Below are 21,953 nucleotides of genomic sequence, written 5' to 3'. Positions count from 1 at the left end.
ACTCTTTTTTATTAATGATAAAAATTAAAAATTTTGGTGGCTTCGTTATAAGCACTTTCAAAACTCATAGCGTTAAGGTCGCTACTTTTTTGAGATGTAAAGTAAGATAATAGCTTTTCAGTAGGCATATTACCCGTAAGTTCGTCTTTGGCCATAGGACAACCACCAAAGCCTTGTATAGCTCCATCAAAACGTCTGCAACCTGCTTTATATGCTGCATCTACTTTTTCGAACCAAGTAGTTGGTGTAGTATGTAAATGTGCCCCAAACTCTACATCAGGATATTTAGGAATAAGGTTGGAAAATAAATAATCAATACTTTCAGGATTAGAAGTCCCTACAGTATCACTTAACGAAAGAATCTTCACTCCCATTGCTGCAAGCTTTTCGGTCCATTCACCAACAATATCCACATTCCAAGGGTCTCCATAAGGGTTACCAAATCCCATAGAAATATAGACAACCACTTCTTTGTTTGACTTATCTGCTATTTCCAGTATTTCATTTAAGGTCACTACAGATTCTGCAATGGTTTTATGCGTGTTTCGCATTTGGAAGTTTTCAGAGATTGAAAACGGATAGCCTAAATAGTTAATTTCCTTGTGCTGAGAAGCATCATTTGCTCCTCTTGTATTTGCAATAATTGCTAATAACTTGCTAGTCGTTTTGCTTAAATCTAATTGCGAAAGGACTTCGGCAGTATCCACCATTTGCGGAATAGCTTTAGGTGACACAAAGCTTCCAAAATCAATAGTATCAAAGCCTACACGTAGTAAAGACTGAATGTACTGTACTTTCTTTTCGGTAGGAATAAATGCCTTAATACCTTGCATGGCATCTCTAGGGCATTCAATGATTTTTACTGGATTGCTCATTAGCTTCAAAGATAGAAAAGAATATTGTCATCGAAAACGATTTCATAAAAATCTATTTTCAACAAACAGCTAATACTTTGTAAGTTACTAACTTAAATTACTTAAGCTTTTTAAGTAGGGCTTTATTGATGTCTTTAATAAGTTTTGGTCCTTCATAAATAAACCCAGTATAAAGCTGAACTAAATCTGCTCCAGCCTCTAGTTTATCAAGCGCATCTTGAGCTGTATGAATGCCTCCTACTCCAATTATTGGAAATGCTTTTTGGCTTTTTTCTGATAAGAAACGAATCACATCAGTAGAACGTTGCGTTAATGGCTTACCACTTAATCCGCCAACTTCTGTTTTATTATCAGATTGTAAACCTTCTCTAGAAATGGTCGTGTTGGTAGCAATAACACCATCTATTTTAGTTACTTTAACAATATCAATGATATCTAATAATTGCTCATCGGTTAAATCTGGAGCAATTTTTAATAAAATAGGCTTAGGATTCGACTTTTTAGCATTTTGCAGTTTTAACTCTTGTAAAAGCTTAGTTAGAGGTTCTTTGTCTTGTAACGCTCTTAAATTAGGCGTGTTGGGAGAACTTACATTTACCACAAAATAATCGACATAATCATATAAGGCGTTAAAGCAGTATACGTAATCATCAGTTGCATTTTCGTTAGGTGTTACCTTATTTTTACCAATATTACCACCAATAAGCACACCTTTGTTTTTCTTTAATCGTTTTACAGCCTCTTCTACACCTCCATTATTAAACCCCATTCGGTTAATAATAGCGTTATCTTCTTTTAATCTGAATAATCGCTTTTTAGGGTTTCCTGGTTGCGGCTTAGGAGTTAGCGTTCCTATTTCAATAAACCCAAACCCTAAGTTACCCAGTTCGTTAAACAGTTTAGCATCCTTATCAAAACCAGCAGCAAGACCAACGGGATTTTTAAATGTTAATCCAAATAATTGTCGCTCTAGCGATTTGTCTTTCACCAAGTATAAACTTTTAAACAACGAAGGTACCAAAGGTATTTTGTTTAAAAATCGAATTAATGAAAACGTAAAGTGATGAATGCGTTCTGGGTCGAAACAGAATAGTAATGGACGAACAATGATTTTGTACATGAAATTATGTTTGCGCAAAAGTAATTTTAAATAAAAAAACCTACAATTCAAAAACCAAAAAAATTATAAATGTTATTTTTGAATAAAATAAAAAACATGATCGAAAAACAACATATTATTGACCGCTTTATAAGCTATGTAACCGTAGATACTGAGTCTGACCCAAACTCTGATACAACTCCAAGTACAGCTAAACAATGGGATTTAGCACATGCACTTGTAAAAGAACTTATAGCTATTGGACTTAAAGACGTTACCATAGACAATAACGCTTACATTATGGCAACCTTACCTAGCAATGTTGAGCACGATGTACCAACAATTGGGTTTATATCGCATTTTGATACTTCACCAGATTTTACAGGAGCCAATGTAAAACCTCGTATTATTGAAAACTACGATGGTAAGGACATTGCTTTAAATGCAGAAGAAAACATTATCCTATCTCCTAGTTATTTTGAAGACCTGTTGCTTTACAAAGGTCAAACCCTAATCACTACTGATGGTACTACGCTTTTAGGTGCTGATGATAAAGCAGGTATTACTGAAATTGTTTCGGCAATGGAATACCTTATTCAGCATCCTGAAATAAAACATGGCACGATTAAAATTGGGTTTACACCAGATGAAGAAATTGGTCGTGGTGCGCATAAGTTTGACGTTGAAAAATTTGGAGCAGATTGGGCTTACACTATGGATGGAAGTCAAATAGGTGAATTAGAATATGAAAACTTTAATGCTGCAGGAGCAACTGTAAAAGTAAAAGGTAAAATTGTACATCCTGGTTATGCCAAAGGAAAAATGGTAAACTCCATGTATATCGCTACCGAATTTATTAATGCCTTACCACGATTAGAAACACCAGAGCATACTGAAGGTTACCAAGGCTTTTTTCATTTACACTCTATACAAGGTGAAGTTGAAGATACTGTTTTAAAATACATTATTAGAGACCATGACAAAGCACACTTTGAAGCACGTAAAGAAGTGATGCAAAAACTTGCTTTTGATATCAATACCGAATATGGTAGAGAAGTTATTGACATTGACATTAAAGACCAATACTTCAACATGAAAGAAAAGGTTGAACCCGTAATGCATATTGTTGATATTGCCGAAGAAGCTATGAAACAACTTAACATTGAACCTTTGATAAAACCTATACGAGGTGGTACTGATGGATCGCAGCTGAGTTATATGGGATTACCTTGCCCAAACATTTTTGCTGGTGGACATAACTTTCATGGACGTTATGAGTATGTACCTGTTGAAAGCATGATAAAAGCAACCGAAGTAATTTGCAAGATTGCTGAATTGACTGCTGAAAAGTATAAAAAATAAACACTTTTTAATTTGTAAGATAGCTTAAGACGAATTCTTAAGCTATTTTTTTTAACGTATTTTATTCCTTGTTAAGTTACCCTACACTATGAAATTTAGTCGAATAATAGTTGTCTTTTTTGTATGTTTATTTTTGTTTACTAGCTGTAAAAGTAAAATTATTCCGCTTTCAAAAACCTATTATGATAACACCAACAAAGTTGGAGTACTCTTTATAGCTGACTCTATTAGAGCAGAAATTATTGGAGACCAAAGTTTATTAGAAATGGCGTTAACTGGTACTAAACGGTTTAGAGCACCATTAGAACTAGTCGACAAAGTAATTAACCCTATTAACAACATTGAAAACATTTACTTTAACACTTATCAAGAAAAAGGAAAACCTATTAAAAGAATTGATTACGAGCTTAACACTGAAGATTTAGTTGAGTTTGAAAAACCAAAAAAATCTAAAAAGCAGTATTTTAATTATGATTTAAGATTTTTACAAAGTAAAGACATTGATGAACTTTTAATTGTAACTATTGAGTATGGACTTTTGGTAAACTACGATGGTATTTTTGAAGAAGAGAAACTAGGAAATTGTAGAATAGAATCTAAAATCATAAACCTAAAAGACAATTCTATTTTGTATAACAACTTTACCGTTTTTAATGTTGAAGTTATTGGTAATTGGAAAACACCACCCAACTATCCTAATTTAAAACATGCCATTCAATTAGCTATTAAACAAGCTATTGAAGAAGAGAAGAGAAAGTTTAACAATTAGATTAATACTTATTAGCGATTAATACTTTATAGTGTCAGAAAAATCAAATTTAATTCGGTAGTGAACACCTATTTTATATCTTTATAAAGTTGTGTGATATTTAAAACCAAACTCATGAAAAAAACAATACTATTTCTAGCTTTAATCATCAGTTTTTCAAGTTTTTCGCAAAGTATGTGGAAAAAAGAAGCTGATAGATATAAACAAAATGGAATAAAAGAAGTTAAAATCTACTTGTTAGATCTTGAGCATCAAAATGAAAAAAGGTTATGGGATTGGGAGCTTTATGACAAAAATGGACGTATGATTGAGAAAAAGCGATTTCAACCCAATGGAACCTTAGAATCTCATTACAAGTTTGAATATCCTAATGATACATCACGAATTTTAATTTCATATAATTCCAAGGGAAAAGAAATTAAGCGAGTAGACCAAGAATTTGACTTATCTGGTGATAAAAATCCACAGAATCAATACAGTAAAAATGGTGCTTTTGAGTACGAATACAACAAAGCAGGTGACGTTACTAAAGTTTGGAGAGTTAAAGACAATCCTAAACGACTTCAAACTGAAAACGTATATGATGAAAAAGGATTTTTAATTGAAAGCAAAAGCTTAGTGTTTACAAATAATCAAAAAAGTAATTACATATCCACAAGTACCTACTGTGTTGACAACATTGGAAATATTTCAAAAATAACTACCGAAGCCAACGGAACAATAACCAGTGTCGCTATTTATGAATATGTAAAACATAACAACTAAACCATGAAAAAAGTATCCTCAGTAGAAGAATATATAGAAGTCAATAGCCATTTTAGTGATGCCTTAACCTTATTGCGTGACCTTATAAATTCCACCCAACTTGATGAAAGTTTAAAATGGAGTGCTCCTGTGTATTCACTAAACGGTAAAAATGTTGTGGGTTTAGGTGCTTTTAAACAGCACTTTGGTGTTTGGTTTTTTAATGGTGTGTTTCTTAAAGACGAACAACAACTACTAGTTAATGCTCAAGAAAAAACAAAAGCTTTACGACAAATGCGTTTTGAGTCTATTGAAGATATCGACAAAGCTGCTGTATTAGCCTATGTAAAAGAAGCTATAGAAAACCAAAAGCTTGGTAAAGAATTAAAACCAGAACGTAAAGGTAAAACTGTGATTATCCCAAAAGAACTAAGTACAGTTTTAAAAGCCAATGGTGAGCTTAACACTAGTTTTAAAGCTTTAACTCCTAGTAAACAACGAGAATACTGTGAGTATATTGAAAGTGCTAAAAGAGAAACTACCAAACAAACCCGATTAGACAAAATTACACCAATGATTTTAAAAGGTGTTGGCTTACATGATAAATATAAGAATTGCTAATTGGTGTTTAGTGTTTAGAATAAATACATAAAAAAACTCCGAAGGGTTACTTCGGAGTTTTTTATTTTATACTGTTTAAGCAAGTTACTTAGTAGTTGCAGGAGTATTTAACTTTTTGCTCATTTCCATTGAAATGGCAGAACGTTCAAACTTTATTTTTCCTGCTAAGGTTTCAATGACACAGCTATTGTCTTTGTCGTTTAATTCAACAACTTTACCATGCATACCACTTTTGGTAATAACCTTATCTCCTCTTTTTAATTCGCTTGCAAACTTTTTTTCCTGTTTAGCTCGTTTCATTTGAGGTGCAATCATAAAGAAATACACCACAACAAACATGGCTATAAAAGGTAAAAAACCAGAAATTCCTTCCATTAATTATTAGTTTACTTGCTTAATACTTGCACTACCTGCTGCTTTTTGAGGAGCGTTTGGATCTGGCTCAATAAAAGCTTTAATTTTAACTTGCTCTGAACCTTTTTCAGTATTTGTAGTTAAAGTAATAGTTTTAGTGATTTGGTTTTTTCCTTTACCATTGAATTTTACAGTAAATTCAGATGACTCACCAGGAGCTAAAGGTTCTCTACTCCAATCTTGAGGTACAGTACATCCACAAGTACTTTTAATGTTACTAACTACTAATGGTGCTTTACCTGTATTAGTATATTTAAATTTTGTTTCAACTGGAGTTCCATCAACTATGGTTCCAAAATCGTGTTCTGCTTCTTCAAAAGAAATCACTGGAAGTTCACCAGCAACTGCATCTCTTTCAGCAGCTTGAGCTACATTTTCAGATTTCACTTTGCTTGCTGCATCTTCCTTACATGAAGTAAAAGCTACCATACATAATGCGCTTAAACTTAAGATCACTTTTTTCATAGGGTTAAATTTTTAAAAATTATTATTTAAATGTTTTACATTTTTCAGCAGATAAAGGTACTAATAATTTCTTATTACATCAATCCTCTGCCTATTTTATTTAGTTTCCCGTCGGTTTTGTATTCTTTAACAATTTTGTCTAAAACACCATTTATAAAGATGCTACTCTTAGGCGTTGAGTACTCTTTAGCAATCTCTAAATACTCATTTATAGTTACTTTAACTGGAATAGATGGAAACTTTTGAAACTCACAAATTGCCATTCTTAACAATACCGAATCTAAACTCGCGATACGCTCAGCATCCCAGTTTTTGGTTTTGTTTGCTATTTCATCGTTATAAACTGTAGTGTTTAAAACGGTTTTTTTGTACAATTCTGTAGCAAAATCTTTATCGTCTAAATCTTTGTACAAGCTTGGTGTAAAGAATGCTTCAGGTGCATCTGGCTTACATTTTTTAAGCAACTTTAATATGCTAGTGTTTACTATTGGTAAATCATCTACCCAAGTAAGCTTTTTGTCTTCAAAGTAATCAAATAGCTTTTCGTTAGGCGCTATGATTTCAGTAAACAAATCAACTATTACAGCTTTATCTTCATTAAAACTAGAAGTTTTAGTAGCCATATAGTCTTTGTAGATTTTACTTTCTAAAATGGCTTTAAAAATGATTTCGATATACTCAAAATCTAAATACCAATAGTTCAGTTTACGATTTTCTAGTTCGTCCTTTAGGGTTTCGTTGTCTCTTAAAGCACAAAGTATACTATTGTTTACAAACTTTGAATTAGGATTTTTTTCTTCTTGTGTAGCTAAAAACTTCTTTTGTGTTTTGTCTAAGTGGTCTTCAGCTCTTTTTTGAACTTCAATGAGTAATGATAGAATAGCTAAGTACAAATCGTACATACTATCTAAACTTTGAAGCAGGAATTTTTCATCTTTTTTGAGGTCAGAACTTTCTGAACCATTAAATGCATAAATGGTTTGCATGACCTTGATACGAATATGTCTTCTGTTAAGCATATTATAAAGAACGTTAAAATTAAGAGGCGAAAAGCTTTACCTTTTCGCCTCACAAAAATAGTATTATTTATTCATTACCGAAACTAAATGCTGGTAACTGTTAAATTATTTTGCGTTTTCTCTTTTTCTAGTCTCGATACGCTCTTGAGCAATATCTAAAGCAGCTCTGTTGGTTGTGATACCATCGTGTTCTGCTTTTTTAAGAATTTCTAAAGTGGTATTGTAGATATTCTCTGTTTTACGCATAATTTCTGGTTTTCCGTAGTTTTCCAATTCTGCGTAAACATTAATAATTCCACCAGCATTAATTAAGAAATCAGGAGCGTACACAATACCTCTTTCTTGAAGTATTTTACCATGAACCTCTTCAATCTCTAATTGGTTGTTTGCTGCTCCTGCAATTACTTTAGCTTGTAATTTATGAATAGTATCATTGTTTATAGTAGCTCCTAAAGCACAAGGTGCATAAATATCCATAGCTTCACTATACAAATCGTTACCGTTGTAAATAGTTACACCATATCTGTCTCTAATGCTTTCTAAACGCTCTTTACTAATATCACTAATAGTTACGTTAGCTCCTTCGTTAACCAAATGCTCTACTAAAGCTTCACCAACATTTCCAATTCCTTGTACAAAGATGGTTTTGTCTTCTAAAACATCTGAACCAAACTTAAACTTGGCAGCTGCTTTCATTCCCATAAATACACCATAAGCTGTAATTGGTGATGGGTTACCTGCTCCTCCAATACTTTCAGAAATTCCAGTTACGTAAGGTGTTACTTCTCTTACTGTATCCATGTCTGAAGTTTCCATACCTACATCTTCAGCAGTAATATAACGACCACTTAAAGAGTGAACAAACTCACCAAACTTTTTCATAAGTTCAGGAGTTTTTTGGGTTTTAGCATCTCCAATAATTACTGCTTTTCCACCACCTAGGTTTAAACCAGTAATTGCCGATTTAAAGGTCATACCTCTAGACAATCTCAACACATCGTTAAGTGCTTCCCACTCGTTGTTATAATTCCACATTCTAGTTCCACCAAGTGCTGGACCTAAAACTGTGTTATGAATTCCAATTATTGCTTTTAAACCAGTATCTTTGTCGTTGCAAAACACAACTTGCTCGTGATTGTCAAAAGATACTTGACCAAAAACAGGATCAACCTTTGAAAGTTCTTTAGAACTTATGACGTCTGATATCATTATATTTTTATTAATTTTATAGCTTTTTTAGTTTGTCTAAAAACAGCGTGCAAAAATAACTTAATATTAAAGTATTCGCAAAATTATCCGACTAAAATTACATAGTAACGATTATTAAATCTTTGCAATCCTTAAATGAAAGAATTACAACATCTCAATAAATACTTTTATAAATACAGATACAAACTTCTATCAGGAGTTATAATTACTATAGTTGCTCGTATCTTTCTATTGTTTACACCAGAGCTTGTAGGTTCATCGGTTGATGTTATTGATGAATACCGAAAAGGTATTATTACTGATATGGCTGTTGTAAAACGAGAACTTCTCATCAACATTCTTTACATTGTTGGTGCTGCGGTTATTGGAGGCATTTTTACGTTTTTAATGAGACAAACCATTATCAATGTATCAAGATATATTGAGTTTGATTTAAAAAACGAAGTTTATCAACAATATCAACGTCTGTCGTTAGACTTTTATAAATCCAACAGAACAGGCGACCTTATGAGTCGTATAAGTGAAGATGTTGGTAAAGCTCGCGAATATGCAGGACCAGCAATTATGTATAGCATCAACACGCTAACATTATTTGTTATTGCCTTGTTTTTAATGTTTAAGTCTGCGCCATTACTAACACTATATACTATTATTCCACTACCAGTTTTATCCTACCTTATTTATGTTTTAAGCAAAACCATACATAAACGTAGTACAATTGTACAAGTATGGCTTTCAAAATTATCAACCTTTACACAGGAATCGTTTAGTGGTGTTAGTGTTATAAAGTCGTATGGTATTGAAGAGCAAGTAAATGCTGATTTTGACACCTTATCTACCGAAAGTAGAGAGAAAAACATAAACCTTACCAAGGTACAAGCGTTGTTTTTTCCTTTAATGATTTTTTTAATTGGATTAAGTAACATCATTGTAATTTATATTGGAGGTAAACAATATATTGATGGTGAAATTGAAAGTTTAGGTGTCATCGCTAAATTTATTATTTATGTAAACCTTCTTACTTGGCCTGTAGCAACCGTAGGTTGGGTGACTTCAGTAGTGCAACGTGCTGAAGCTTCTCAAAAACGTATAAATGAGTTTTTAAAGCAAGAACCAACCATAAAAAACAAAACACAAGAGCATACTACTGTAGAAGGTAATATTGAATTCAGTAATGTATCTTTCACGTATCCTGATACCAATATAGAAGCATTAAAAGGCATTAGTTTTTCGCTTAAAAAGGGTGAAACTCTTGCTATACTTGGTAAAACAGGATCAGGAAAATCAACTGTTTTAGACCTTATTGGTCGTTTGTATGACATCAATCAAGGTAGTATTACTATTGATGACAAACCTATTGATATGCTCAATCTTAATGATTTAAGAAACAGTATAGGTTACGTGCCACAAGATGCTTTTTTATTTTCTGATACCATTAAAAACAACATTATGTTTGGTAAAGAAAATGCTACTGACGAAGACGTTATTAATGCTGCAAAAAATGCTGATGTACACAAAAACATTAAAAAGTTTAGCAAAGGATACGATACAGTTTTAGGCGAAAGAGGTATAACGCTTTCTGGTGGTCAAAAACAACGTGTTTCTATTGCTAGAGCTATTATAAAATCTCCAAAAATTTTATTGTTTGATGATTGCTTATCTGCTGTAGATACTGAAACTGAAGAGAAAATACTTAAAAATCTTAGTAAAGTTTCAGAAGGTAAAACCACAATTATAGTAAGCCATAGAATTTCTTCTGCTAAAAACGCTGACAAAGTTATTGTCTTAGACGATGGTAAAATTATTCAATCTGGCTCACATGAAACACTCTTAAACTCTGACGGTTACTACAAAGAGCTCTATTTAAAGCAGCTTACAGAAAAAGAAATATCATAATTTGTTGGTTACTATTCTTTTTTTTTAGATTTTTGAAACGTTAACATAACTAATTTATTAATTTAAAATCTATGAGTGACCACGGAATGATGGAAAAAGAAGAAATTTTTTCTAAAGTATTAAGAGCAGGAAGACGTACTTATTTTTTTGATGTGAGAGCTACTAAAGCAGGAGATTACTACTTAACAATAACTGAGAGTAAAAAATTCACTAATGACGACGGTTCTTTTCACTACAAAAAACACAAAATCTATTTATACAAAGAAGATTTTACTGAATTTAATGAAATATTAAATGAAATGACCTCATACATCATCGACGAAAAAGGTGATGAAGTTATAAGCGAGCGTCATCAAAAAGATTTCAAAAAAGACGATCACAGCAATGCTGATATTGAAGAAGGTGGAGAAACTATAAATGTTTCTAAATCTACAGAAAGCTTTACAGATGTAAACTTTGAAGATATATAAAAAACAATATCTTTTGTTAAAATACATTAAACCGTTACTAATACAGTAGCGGTTTTTTTATATTTATACACTAACACAATCCTTATGAAATTTTTATACTCACTCCTCTTTTTTGTTTTAGCATTTAACCTACAAGCACAAACCAATTTAGACTACTATTTACCACAAAACACAACTTATAATCCTGATATACCTACACCACAATCAGTAATTGGACACGAGGTTGGCGAATGGCATGTAACACATGATAAACTTGTGCAGTACATGTATGCTTTAGCAGAAGCTTCAAATAGAGTGCATATAGAAAATAGAGGTTCTACTTATGAAGACAGACCTTTACTCCTACTTACTATAACTTCTCCTGAAAATCATAGTAATCTTTCAGAAATACAGAACACTCACATTGCAGCTACTGAAAGTAACACTATAAGTACTGCAAACAGACCAATAGTAGTGTATCAAGGGTTTTCAATACATGGTAACGAACCAAGTGGTTCTAATGCTGCGCTTTTGGTTGCTTACTATCTTGCTGCGGCAGAGAGTGATGCTGTAAAACAGTTATTAGATGAAAGTGTTATTTTGCTTGATCCTGCTTTTAATCCTGATGGTTTACAACGTTTTGCCTATTGGGCAAATACCAATAGAGGTAAAAACTTAAATCCAGACCCAAACGACAGAGAGTATCGCGAAGTATGGCCTGGTGGAAGAACCAACCACTATTGGTTTGACATGAACAGAGATTGGTTACCAGTTCAGTTACCAGAATCGAGAGCGCGAATTACTACATTTCATAAGTGGTTACCAAATATTTTAACTGACCATCATGAAATGGGAACTAACTCTACCTTCTTCTTTCAACCAGGTATCCCATCGAGAACACATCCTTTAACACCTAAATTAAATCAAGAGCTTACCAAAAAAATTGGAAATTATCATGCTAAAGCTTTAGATAAAATAGGCTCATTATACTATACCGAAGAAAATTTTGATGATTTTTACTATGGAAAAGGATCAACTTTTCCTGATATAAATGGAGGAATTGGTATTTTGTTTGAACAAGCCAGTTCGCGAGGACATATACAAGAAAGTGCTAACGGATTATTGACTTTTCCGTTTACTATAAGAAATCAATTTACTGCTGCTTTATCTACTCTAGAAGCTGCTGAAAGTATGCGAGAAGAATTATTGACCTATCAGCAAAATTTTTACAAAAATGCACGACAAGAAGCTGCTAAAGAAAATGGTAAAGCCATTGTGTTTGGTGACGAAAAAGATGCTGCAAAAACCTATCATTTAGCTGAAATTTTAAAACGTCAAAACATAACTTTCTACGATATAAAATCTGATTTTAAAGCAGATGGAAAATCGTTTAAAAAAGGCTACAGTTATATTGTTCCTAAAAATCAAAAAAACACACGTTTGATTAATGCAATGTTTGAAAAGCGAACTACGTTTACCGATAGCTTGTTTTATGATATTTCAGCATGGACATTTCCTTTAGCTTTTAATGTAGATTATGCTGAAAATGTTTCAACTTCACACTTAGGTGAAGAAGTTACTGAACTTACTATGAAACCAGGAAAGGTTACAGCTAAAAGCAACTATGCTTATCTTATGCAATGGCATGAATACTATGCTCCAAAAGCACTTAACGCTATTTTAAAATCTGGTATTAGAGCCAAAGTAGCTATGCAACCTTTTTCATTACAAAACACTGATTATGATTATGGAACCATACTTATTCCTGTTCAAAATCAATCTAAAGATGCAGATGAGTTGTATTCGTTTTTAAATGAAATTGCCAAAGAAAGTCATGTAACTATTGATGCTGCTTCAACAGGACTTACCGAAGGAATTGATTTAGGTAGTGGTAAATTTAGAACTTTGGAACAACCTAAAATAGCACTAATCGTTGGAGATGGTATCACTTCTTATGATGCTGGAGAATTGTGGCACTTATTTGACCAACGCTTTGATATGACTGTAACAAAACTAGACACAAGGTCTTTACAACGCACCAATCTTGATCGTTACAATACTATAATTTTACCAAGTGGATCTTTAAATGGTGCTGATGCTAAAGCTTTAAAAACTTGGGTGGAAAATGGAGGGACTTTAATTGGTTACAGATATGCTTTACGTTGGTTGAACAACAACGAATTTTTAAAACTAAACTTTAAAACTGTAGAACGTACTGCAACAAACATTTCATTTGAAGAACGTAGTGATTATAATGGTGCTCAGGTTATTGGAGGAGCCATTTTTGAAACAAAACTAGATCGTTCGCATCCAGTGAATTTTGGTTATAAAAATGATAAGCTAGCTATGTTTAGAAATACGACGTTGTTTGTTTCTGCTGACAAACAGAGTTACAACAATCCTATTCAATACACTAAAAACCCTTTATTGAGTGGTTATATTTCACAATCTAACCTAGATAGTTTATCGTTAACAGTTCCTTTTAAAGTGCAACGTTTAAGACGTGGAAATGTAGCTGTTTTTACAGACAACACTAATTTTAGAGCGTTTTGGTATGGTACAAATAAGCTGTTGTTAAATACCATCTTTTTTAGAGAGCAACTATAGTTTAACTGAAAAAAGGGCTATTCCTAAAACAAAGAGAAACCAAGATATTGCTAGTTTAAAACTCAACATTGATAATAAAACAACAACTATTACCATGTAAATTGGCACTAAAGTTATAGCAATAGCAAAACGAAAGGTGTCTATAAATTCTGCTTCTTTGATTTTTGGTTCTATTACGAACTTCCAAATGAGGTAAGGTGGAAATAGATGAATAATTAAAAGCAGTTTAAAAAACGATTTAAAGATTGAAAATCGGTTAGGTTTTGCTGGTTTACAATTTTCAAAATGACTAGCTACACAAGCATTAACGCTTGTAGGTTGCAAAAAGTCAACTTGTAAATCATTTAATGTCTTTATGTCGTTTTCATAGTTTGCTTCTGGGATATGAGTGGTAAGCTCACAAAGCTGATTAAATACTTTTGTTTTTAGAGCTTTAGTACTTTCATCTACACTTTTTATAACTTCAGAAGTCACTAAAATTGGAGCTCCAAAGTTTAATGATACACTATCGCCAAAGTAAGTTGGATTGGAGTAATTAAAACCTACAGGCAGCATTTTAACTTGTAATTCAGGATTATGCTGTAACGCTTCAAAAACCATTCTAGTAAATCCTTTACTCAAAGGTCTAACACGTCGTTTTAAGCTATGATTTCCTTCAGGAAAAACAGTAATGGCTTCTCCTTTATTCAATAAATTGGCACACATTGAAAAAACCGAATTGTTTTTAGAAATATTGCTCCAGCCATCTCTAACTCTATACACAGGAAGCATCAATAAGCTCTTTAAAATGCTTGCAATCACTTTCTTTTTAAATACACTTGCTCGCGTTAAAAAGTATGAGAAACGCCCACTTTTTACAGCAATCAATAACGCATCCAATAAGGCATTTTGATGGTTTCCCAAAAATAAAACAGCTCCATTTTTAGGCACATTTTCAGCATGTACAACTTTAATGGTCTTGAAATAAAAGAACAAACCCAAACTTAAATAAGCTCTAACAATATGCAACCATAATATTTTCAAACTGCTGTTGCTTTAGAAGGTTTGTAAGACCAAAAGAAAGCCAATAATAACCCTGAAACAATATGCCAAATTCCCCAGAAGGCTGCCATAATAGCCATACCTCCTAACCCACTAAAAAATGTAAAGATGAGTAACAATCCTAATCCTGAGTTTTGGATTCCAGTTTCAATAGCAATTGTTTTTTGATCTCCAAACGTTAATCTAAATCCTTTAGCTATTAAAAACCCTAAAACTATTGCTAATAAATTATGGGCAATTCCTATGAGTAATACGTAGTGAATATAGTTATTAAAGACTTCTAGATTGTTTGTAAAGGCAATAACCACAATTGCAGCAAATACTAATATTGATATAGGTTTTAACAGTTTTGATAGTTTATCTGCTAAGGCTTTATTCTTGTGCCTTAAAAACATTCCTAAGACTAAAGGTATTCCAAGAATTAACAAGACTACTTTTGCCAACTGAAATGGTTGTAGCTGAACACTTTTTAGTATTTCGGCAGTTGGCTGATATAAGTTTCCGTAGAGTTGAAAATTAATAGGTGTAATCACAATAGCCATCAATGTTCCAAAGGCTGTTAAACTCACTGACAATGCTGTGTTCCCATTAGCCAAATGCGTCATAAAGTTTGATATATTTCCTCCAGGACATGCAGCAACCATCATCATTCCTAAGGCAATACTGGGTTGTGGTTTTATGCAAATAATAATCAAAAACGTTAGTAATGGTAAAGCTACAAATTGTGACAATAGCCCTACCAATACTATTTTTGGCTGTTTTAACAAACGCTTAAAATCACTCACCGAAATACCTAAAGCTACACCAAACATTACCACAGCTAAAGCTAGGTTTAAAACCCAAAGCTCATTACTATTAAATTGTATTTGTACGTCGTCTAGCTGCTTTATCATATTAGGCTACTGTTTCGCCATTTTTAACCTTTTGTTCGGGATTTAATAAAATGACATCCTTTCCATTAACAGCTCCCAACAACAAACATTCACTCATAAAGTTTGCGATTTGCTTTTTTGGAAAGTTAACTACGGCTAGAATTTGTCGGTTAAGCAATTCCGATTTTGTATATAATGTTGTAATTTGTGCGGAAGACTTTTTAATACCCAAATCACCAAAATCAATGGTTAATTGGTATGCTGGCCGTCGTGCATTTGGAAAATCATTAACCTCAATTATGGTTCCCACACGAATATCCACTTTGGAAAAGTCTTCAAAAGTTATTATAGTATTATCCATAGGTTAAAAATACGTTATAAAACTAAAATCACAAATAAATGGCAAGAACTCCATCAAATATGTTACCCTTAGGAACCAAAGCTCCATATTTTAAACTACAAGATAGTGTAAGTGGTTTGCAAATGTCACTCGATGAATTAAAAGGTGTTAATGCTACTTTAATAATGTTTATATGCAACCACTGTCCTTTTGTAAAGTACGTGAATCCGCAATTATCTCAATTGGCAAAAGATTACATTTCTAAAGGTGTAAACTGTGTTGCCATTTCCAGTAATGATATTGAAAACTATCCACAAGACAGACCTGAACTTATGAGAAGTAATGCCATTGAGCAAGACTTTATTTTCCCATATTTATTTGACCAAACACAAGCAGTCGCTAAAGCTTATGATGCTGCATGCACTCCAGATTTTTATGTGTTTGACAAAGATTTAAAATTAGTTTACAGAGGACAACTAGACGACTCTAGACCAGGAAATGACATTAAAGTTACAGGAAGTGACATTAGAGCTGCTCTAGATGCGCTTTTAGCTCAAAAACCTATTAATGAGCTGCAAAAACCAAGTATAGGATGTAATATTAAATGGAAGTAGTAGATGAAAAAACATAACAAAAAAGGCTATCAAAATATTGATAGCCTTTCGTCTTTCTCATAGCAATTTTAACCAAAAGTTAATCAAAGAAAGATTTAGTTTTTATATAGATATACTGAAGATGCAGCAGCCAAACTATTGTTTAAAACAGGAGCTATATTTCCTCCTGTACCAATATTATTAAATGCTAAAATACGTCCACCATTATTACCAGCTTCAGCAATATAAACTGTTTCTGTTTCACTATCATAAGCTACATCAACAGGGTTACCTAGCATTGTTGCACTACCAGCAACTCTAATTTGTTGACTCATAGCCAATGTTCCTCCATTAGACACACCATTAAACTTAGATGTAAAGTTTTCAATAATATGAAACCCTCCATCATCTTGACCATTCATAGCCGAAGCAATATCTGTCATTACCATAGTATCTGTAGCAGCATCATAAGTTAAACCGTGTGTTCTTACAATACCTTCAATAACTACTCGCTTTGATGCTGATAACATAGCATCAGTAGTGTTAGATAAAAAGTTTGTAAATACTGCTAACTCACCTGTAGCATCAACTACAGCATATAAATCGTTGTTGTAAAATGTAATTCCCCAAAGTTTAAAATCGGTTGTAATTACATTTCTTAAAGTAAAACTACTTCCATTTTTAGAATAGATATACAATCTACCATCAGGAGTGTTGGTGTCACCATCAACATCAGCATTATCAGCCACAACATAAAAATTTCCATTTACAGCAACCTCTCTAGGACTAGACATATCTTGAGTTCCCATAATATCTATACCTACTGAGGTTCCACTTGTAATAGTTGAAATATTAGTCACACCTTCTAATCCTAAATTAGAACGTGAAGCCTGAATAACTGCATCATCAGATTGGTCATAGTAAATACCATCAGCCGCTACAGAAGTTGTAATAAGTGTTTTTGTAGTAACGTTGCTTCCATCGGTAACATCATAAATGTTTATGTTTCCATCAGAATTATTTGAAGCTAATAAATATACTGACGTTTCCATTGTAGGATTGCTATTGTCATCGTCATCACTACATGAGAAAACAAAAGTTGACAAAGCAGTGATTAAGACTACTAATTTTAATGAATTAAATCGTTTCATGTGTTTAAAATTTTATTGTTATTAGTATACCTACGTAATTTTATAAAGAGCGGTTTTAAAATTTTTAAAAAATTAAAGATTACATTTACTAAAGCTTAAAACTGATTGTATGCAACACACAATAGAAACATTTTATAAGGCATTCAATAACCTAGATGCAGAAACCATGGTGTCTTGTTACCACGACGATATTACTTTTGAAGATCCTGCTTTTGGAGTGTTACAAAAAAACAGAGCAAAAAACATGTGGCGAATGCTTTGTGCTTCACAAAAAGGGAAAGACTTTAAAATTGAATTTTCAAACATTGAAGCTAATGAGCAAACTGGTAAAGCGCATTGGGAAGCCTATTACACTTTTAGTAAAACAGGTAGAAAAGTACATAATAAAATTGATGCTGAGTTTGAATTTAAAGATGGAAAAATCATACACCATATTGATACATTTAATCTTCATAAATGGTCGCAGCAAGCTATGGGTTTTAAAGGCTTTTTATTGGGTAGTACTGGGTTTTTCAAAAAGAAACTACAACTGCAAACCAATAAATTGTTAGATAAATTTGAAAGTAATGTTAATTAAAAAAAAGCTACTCCATTTACTGTGAAGTAGCTTTGAATTAATAGCAAAAACTGTTTCTTTTTAGGGACTTGAATAGTTTACTTTATGTTTCAGCTTGACTATTGCTTAGTTATATTCAAATTTTATGCCAAAACTAAGAGTATTCAGGCTTCTTACCTACTACACCTTTGTAAAAATTATGCATAAACTCAAAGTCAGCTTCCATATCATCAGTAGGATAAAACGGTTCTGAAATTCTATTCTCTTTCTTTCCAAAATCTAGTGTAAACATAATAATAGGTACTTTGGCTTCTTTAGCTATGTAATAAAAACCTGTTTTCCATTTATCTACTTTTTTTCTGGTACCTTCTGGAGCAAGAGTCATTCTAAACTCTTCTTTTTGAGCAAAAAGTTTTGCAATAGCTTCAACTTTATTTTCTTTAGTTTGTCTATCAATTGGAGCACCACCAACGGCTTTTAAGTACCAACCAACAGGACCAACAAACAATTCTTTTTTAGCTATAAAATTGGTTTTTATATTTAAAACCTTACGAAGTAAAACACCTATATAAAAGTCATGCCAACTGGTATGAGGTACAGCAATAATAATTGCCTTTTTTACTGTATCTCTAGACATATTAACATTACCTACTACTTTCCAGCCAAGGAGTTTAAAATATATAAATTTGGCTAGCCAACGCATATTACATCTTTTCGTATAGAGCTCTTAGTTTTTCTCTGGTGATAGTATGTTTCCAGTTTTTACCTAAAGCATTTTCCCATAAAGGTTCTAGACTAATTGCAACGTCTATCATAGTATCAAATTGCTGTTCGTCAAGATCAGCACAAAGGCCTTGAGGAAGTTTTATATCAAACTTCTTTTTCATTTTTTTAAACAACGCAACACCTTCTGGATAAAATTCTTCTAAATGGTCAAAAACAATACAATTTCCTATACCATGTTTTGTTCCTAATAAGAAAGATAATCCATAACTCATTGCATGAGCTACACCTACTTGAGAATAGGCAATACTCATTCCTCCATGCCATGACGCCATCATGAGTTTATCTTGCGATTCTTCTTCAGATAAATCATTATCTAAAAATATTTCTTTACAAAGCTCATAAGCCTTTTCTCCATAACTTTGACTAAACGCATTTAAGTATGTACCGTTAAGCGATTCAATACAATGAATATAGCAATCCATACCTGTGTAGAACCATTGTTCTTTAGGAACATCTTTAGTAAGTTCGGGATCAAGAATAACTTGGTCAAAAGGTGTATAATCAGAGTTTATCCCAAGTTTTTTTTCTGGTCCTGTAAGAACAGTTGTTCTAGAAACTTCGGCTCCTGTACCTGAAATTGTTGGCACACCTACATGATATATTGCTGGATTTTTAACTAAGTCCCAACCTTGGTAATCTCTAGATTCTCCCTCATTAGTTAGCATAATAGCTACTGCTTTGGCAAGATCTAGTAAAGTACCTCCTCCAATACCAATAATTCCTGAAGGTCTATCTTTGTGGGTTAGTATAATTTGCTCAACAAGCTCATCAACTTGGGACGTTTTTGGTTCTTCTTTAGCTGAAATATAAATCAACTGATCGTCATAAGCTAAAGGAATACGAGAGTTTAACCATGCATCTCCTTTAAACACATCATCTACCAAAAATATAAATGGTGCTCTAGTGTTCAACCGTTTAGGTGAAATAATATCTGCCAACTGATTAAAACAGCCTCGTCCAAAAACTACTCTGGACACCATTGGATAATTTTTATAACTCATTTATTTTTATGTCTTTAACAAAAGTAATAACAAACTTTGTATTACCTAAGTATTTAAATTATTTTGAAACTTTTCAGCAAATAAACCTACATGATAACCATCTATCAATGCATGATTTACATGTACAGAAACATTCATTATCAACTTACCATTAGTTTCTTCGACTTTTGAAAAAGCCAATTCAGGAATTGATTCTAATTGACCTGATGAAGGCTCTTTATGTCCTGAAAAACTAAACCATGGCAACGCAGAACAATGTATACAATCCTGACCATTTACAGGTGGATACAATTCGTCTGAGTTTTGAATACGCTCTTTTTCTTTATTAAAATTAATTACAAATTGTTCTAAATTTTCATTAAAAGTGATGTATGAAAACCCATAAGTATTATCTTTTCTAGCTATAGTTGCAGAAGCGTGAATAACATCAAAATCTACTACTTTATCATCGATAATACGATAACGAAAATTATCTACCGCATTTATAGCTTTCATACAATCGTGTAAATATTTCACAAAAAAACTTACATTTTGTGCTTTAGAAAATTTATATGCTTTGGTAACATCAAAAGGTATTACAACACCAAAATAAGGGTCTTTAAGTTGCCTAAAATGTGTGTAAAGTCTTTTTCTATTCCAAGATTCTATATTAATTTCTTTCATCTAAAGTTCTTCTAAAATGTGAATTAGACTTTCAACTGTTTTATACCCTTTACCATTAGCCTCTTTACTAGAAACAGTTTCATGTTGCCAAGTCGTATGAAATGGCACATGAATAGCTTGAGCCTTAATATTTACCAGTGGTAAAATATCGGATTTTAACGAGTTACCAACCATTAAAAACTCTGAAGGTTTAATATCTAAATGGTTTAATAATTTAGAATAGTTAGCTTCCTGTTTATCACTCAAAACTTCTATATGATGAAAATATTTTGTCAATCCTGATTTTTCTAGCTTTCGTTCTTGATCTAGAAGATCGCCTTTTGTTACTAAAATCAATCGGTAATTTTTTGATAACTCAACTAAGGTTTCTTCAACACCTTCCAATAATTCTACAGGTTTGTTGAGCATATCTTTACCTATTTTTAGTATGGCATCAATTGTAGCGTTAGACACATCATTATTAGATAACTCTAAAGCCATTTCAACCATAGAAAGCACAAACCCTTTAACTCCATAACCGTATAATGGAAGGTTTTTCATCTCCATTTTAAACAGTTCTTGGTCAATTTTATTAACAGTTTCGTACTGAGATAGCAGTTTTGCGAATTCCATTTCGGCATCCCTAAAATAGGTTTCGTTTACCCAAAGTGTATCATCAGCATCAAAGCCAATAACTTTTATGTTACTATAGTTTACTTCCATAAGCGCTTAGCTCTTTCAAGGTCTTCAGGTGTATCAATTTCTACACCTTCCACAGTGGTTTCAACCATTTTTATTTTTTTACCATATTCCAAATACCTGATACATTCAATCTTCTCAGTAGCTTCAATAAATTGCATTGGTAATTTTTCAAAATCTAAAAGTGCTTGTTTTCTAAATGCATAAATACCTTTATGTTTAAAATACCTAGCTCCAGCTTCTTTATCTCTTGGATAAGGAATTGGGCTTCGCGAAAAGTATAATGCAAAATTATTTTGATCTACAATAACCTTAACTGTATTTGGGTTGTTTATCTCATCCCAATCGTGTATTTCAACCATTAATGAGGCTAAATCAATTTCCTTTTTATCGTCGTGCTTAAAAACCTCAATAACTTTTTGCAAGCTTTCGCGTTCAGTAAACGGTTCATCTCCTTGAACATTTACAACAATATCCACATCTAAGTCAGCAACTGCTTCAGCAATCCTATCACTTCCTGATTGATGCTCGCGTTTACTCATTATGGCTTTTCCTCCATTATTGACGATTTCATCAAAAATAATTTCGCTATCGGTTACTACATAAACATCATCAAAGAGATGTGTAGCTACTGTAGCTTCGTATGTTCTAAGTATTACTGACTTACCTGCTAAATTTTGCATAAGCTTAGCAGGAAAACGTGATGCACTGTAACGTGCTGGAATCATTGAAATTATTTTCAT

The 21,953-nt window shown here is 32.6% G+C and carries 24 protein-coding genes; 9 read left to right on the top strand and 15 right to left on the bottom strand.

The genetic code is table 11. From position 1 onward, the window contains the following. Nucleotides 1–11: 11 nt before the first annotated feature. Both OD803_RS14260 and OD803_RS14255 read right to left on the bottom strand, forming a co-directional pair. Complete coding sequence (locus tag OD803_RS14260) at nucleotides 12–875, bottom strand: hydroxymethylglutaryl-CoA lyase (protein ID WP_129761833.1); 864 nt, start codon at nucleotides 873–875, stop codon at nucleotides 12–14. A 97-nt stretch (nucleotides 876–972) separates the two neighbouring features. Then, the gene (locus OD803_RS14255) at nucleotides 973–1,995 is read right to left on the bottom strand and encodes a quinone-dependent dihydroorotate dehydrogenase (protein WP_129761832.1); all 1,023 of its coding nucleotides are present in this window, start codon (nucleotides 1,993–1,995) and stop codon (nucleotides 973–975) included. A 96-nt stretch (nucleotides 1,996–2,091) separates the two neighbouring features. On the opposite strand from OD803_RS14255, the gene pepT reads away from it, so the two are divergent. From pepT to OD803_RS14235, 4 genes are all read left to right on the top strand, one after another. Next, entirely contained in the window at nucleotides 2,092–3,336 is a 1,245-nt protein-coding gene (gene pepT / locus OD803_RS14250; protein WP_129761831.1) for a peptidase T, read from the top strand. Nucleotides 3,337–3,424: 88 nt separating this feature from the next. Further along, nucleotides 3,425–4,105 carry a hypothetical protein gene (locus OD803_RS14245; RefSeq protein ID WP_262734016.1) on the top strand — a complete coding sequence of 227 codons (681 nt, stop codon included), beginning with the start codon at nucleotides 3,425–3,427 and terminating at the stop codon, nucleotides 4,103–4,105. A 114-nt stretch (nucleotides 4,106–4,219) separates the two neighbouring features. Next, on the top strand, nucleotides 4,220–4,870 hold the full coding sequence (locus OD803_RS14240; protein WP_262734015.1) for a hypothetical protein: 651 nt from the start codon (nucleotides 4,220–4,222) through the stop codon (nucleotides 4,868–4,870). A 3-nt stretch (nucleotides 4,871–4,873) separates the two neighbouring features. Beyond that, complete coding sequence (locus OD803_RS14235) at nucleotides 4,874–5,470, top strand: YdeI/OmpD-associated family protein (RefSeq protein WP_262734014.1); 597 nt, start codon at nucleotides 4,874–4,876, stop codon at nucleotides 5,468–5,470. Between the two features lie 84 nt (nucleotides 5,471–5,554). On the opposite strand, the gene yajC is transcribed toward OD803_RS14235, so the two are convergent. From yajC to OD803_RS14215, 4 genes are all read right to left on the bottom strand, one after another. Next, nucleotides 5,555–5,845: a preprotein translocase subunit YajC gene (gene yajC, locus OD803_RS14230; protein ID WP_131506567.1), complete on the bottom strand. Its 291-nt coding sequence runs from the start codon at nucleotides 5,843–5,845 to the stop codon at nucleotides 5,555–5,557. Nucleotides 5,846–5,851: 6 nt separating this feature from the next. Next, complete coding sequence (locus OD803_RS14225) at nucleotides 5,852–6,349, bottom strand: DUF1573 domain-containing protein (protein WP_129761826.1); 498 nt, start codon at nucleotides 6,347–6,349, stop codon at nucleotides 5,852–5,854. Between the two features lie 74 nt (nucleotides 6,350–6,423). After that, nucleotides 6,424–7,368, bottom strand: a complete 945-nt coding sequence (gene nusB / locus OD803_RS14220; protein ID WP_262734011.1) for a transcription antitermination factor NusB — start codon at nucleotides 7,366–7,368, stop codon at nucleotides 6,424–6,426. A gap of 105 nt (nucleotides 7,369–7,473) precedes the next feature. After that, nucleotides 7,474–8,577, bottom strand: a complete 1,104-nt coding sequence (locus OD803_RS14215) for a Glu/Leu/Phe/Val family dehydrogenase (RefSeq protein WP_131506566.1) — start codon at nucleotides 8,575–8,577, stop codon at nucleotides 7,474–7,476. 135 nt (nucleotides 8,578–8,712) lie between these two features. Between OD803_RS14215 and OD803_RS14210 the strand changes: the two genes are divergently transcribed. The 3 genes from OD803_RS14210 (at nucleotide 8,713) to OD803_RS14200 (ending at nucleotide 13,529) form a co-directional block, all read left to right on the top strand. Continuing rightward, nucleotides 8,713–10,473 (top strand): ABC transporter ATP-binding protein, encoded by a 1,761-nt coding sequence (locus OD803_RS14210; protein WP_131506565.1) that lies wholly within the window; start codon nucleotides 8,713–8,715, stop codon nucleotides 10,471–10,473. A 71-nt stretch (nucleotides 10,474–10,544) separates the two neighbouring features. Continuing rightward, entirely contained in the window at nucleotides 10,545–10,943 is a 399-nt protein-coding gene (locus tag OD803_RS14205) for a PUR family DNA/RNA-binding protein (RefSeq protein WP_262734010.1), read from the top strand. Nucleotides 10,944–11,027: 84 nt separating this feature from the next. Then, the gene (locus OD803_RS14200; protein WP_262734008.1) at nucleotides 11,028–13,529 is read left to right on the top strand and encodes a M14 family metallopeptidase; all 2,502 of its coding nucleotides are present in this window, start codon (nucleotides 11,028–11,030) and stop codon (nucleotides 13,527–13,529) included. Here the strand turns inward: OD803_RS14200 and OD803_RS14195 are convergent. From OD803_RS14195 to OD803_RS14185, 3 genes are read right to left on the bottom strand one after another with little or no spacing between them, the layout of a single operon-like run. Further along, nucleotides 13,524–14,552 carry a 1-acyl-sn-glycerol-3-phosphate acyltransferase gene (locus OD803_RS14195; protein WP_262734006.1) on the bottom strand — a complete coding sequence of 343 codons (1,029 nt, stop codon included), beginning with the start codon at nucleotides 14,550–14,552 and terminating at the stop codon, nucleotides 13,524–13,526. The two genes, OD803_RS14200 and OD803_RS14195, sit on opposite strands and share 6 nt — an antisense overlap. Next, nucleotides 14,549–15,463: a bile acid:sodium symporter family protein gene (locus OD803_RS14190; RefSeq protein ID WP_262734005.1), complete on the bottom strand. Its 915-nt coding sequence runs from the start codon at nucleotides 15,461–15,463 to the stop codon at nucleotides 14,549–14,551. Before OD803_RS14190 ends, OD803_RS14195 begins: the two co-directional genes overlap by 4 nt. Before the next feature lies 1 nt (nucleotide 15,464). After that, complete coding sequence (locus OD803_RS14185; RefSeq protein ID WP_262734003.1) at nucleotides 15,465–15,803, bottom strand: tRNA-binding protein; 339 nt, start codon at nucleotides 15,801–15,803, stop codon at nucleotides 15,465–15,467. Between the two features lie 38 nt (nucleotides 15,804–15,841). On the opposite strand from OD803_RS14185, the gene OD803_RS14180 reads away from it, so the two are divergent. Further along, nucleotides 15,842–16,396 (top strand): thioredoxin family protein, encoded by a 555-nt coding sequence (locus OD803_RS14180; protein ID WP_262734001.1) that lies wholly within the window; start codon nucleotides 15,842–15,844, stop codon nucleotides 16,394–16,396. Nucleotides 16,397–16,491: 95 nt separating this feature from the next. On the opposite strand, the gene OD803_RS14175 is transcribed toward OD803_RS14180, so the two are convergent. Continuing rightward, the gene (locus OD803_RS14175) at nucleotides 16,492–17,526 is read right to left on the bottom strand and encodes a hypothetical protein (RefSeq protein WP_262734000.1); all 1,035 of its coding nucleotides are present in this window, start codon (nucleotides 17,524–17,526) and stop codon (nucleotides 16,492–16,494) included. Nucleotides 17,527–17,635: 109 nt separating this feature from the next. On the opposite strand from OD803_RS14175, the gene OD803_RS14170 reads away from it, so the two are divergent. Next, a complete protein-coding gene (locus OD803_RS14170; RefSeq protein WP_262733999.1) occupies nucleotides 17,636–18,103 on the top strand; it encodes a nuclear transport factor 2 family protein in 468 nt (155 codons plus the stop codon). A 133-nt stretch (nucleotides 18,104–18,236) separates the two neighbouring features. Here OD803_RS14170 and OD803_RS14165 read toward each other — a convergent pair whose 3' ends face one another. Genes OD803_RS14165 through kdsB form a run of 5 tightly spaced genes read right to left on the bottom strand, consistent with a single transcriptional unit; the run spans nucleotide 18,237 to nucleotide 21,953 of the window. Further along, entirely contained in the window at nucleotides 18,237–18,785 is a 549-nt protein-coding gene (locus OD803_RS14165; protein WP_262733998.1) for a 1-acyl-sn-glycerol-3-phosphate acyltransferase, read from the bottom strand. Between the two features lies 1 nt (nucleotide 18,786). After that, entirely contained in the window at nucleotides 18,787–19,869 is a 1,083-nt protein-coding gene (locus OD803_RS14160; protein WP_262733997.1) for an iron-containing alcohol dehydrogenase family protein, read from the bottom strand. 45 nt (nucleotides 19,870–19,914) lie between these two features. After that, nucleotides 19,915–20,532: a CatA-like O-acetyltransferase gene (locus OD803_RS14155; protein WP_262733995.1), complete on the bottom strand. Its 618-nt coding sequence runs from the start codon at nucleotides 20,530–20,532 to the stop codon at nucleotides 19,915–19,917. Further along, nucleotides 20,533–21,234 carry an HAD family hydrolase gene (locus tag OD803_RS14150; protein ID WP_129761814.1) on the bottom strand — a complete coding sequence of 234 codons (702 nt, stop codon included), beginning with the start codon at nucleotides 21,232–21,234 and terminating at the stop codon, nucleotides 20,533–20,535. Further along, complete coding sequence (gene kdsB, locus OD803_RS14145) at nucleotides 21,225–21,953, bottom strand: 3-deoxy-manno-octulosonate cytidylyltransferase (RefSeq protein ID WP_129761813.1); 729 nt, start codon at nucleotides 21,951–21,953, stop codon at nucleotides 21,225–21,227. Before kdsB ends, OD803_RS14150 begins: the two co-directional genes overlap by 10 nt.

This window comes from Gaetbulibacter sp. NE (genome assembly GCF_025548475.1).
In the GTDB taxonomy this organism is placed as follows: domain Bacteria; phylum Bacteroidota; class Bacteroidia; order Flavobacteriales; family Flavobacteriaceae; genus Gaetbulibacter_B; species Gaetbulibacter_B jejuensis.
Note: the sequence above shows the minus strand (reverse complement) of the source record. Positions and strands in the feature narration are given on the sequence as shown.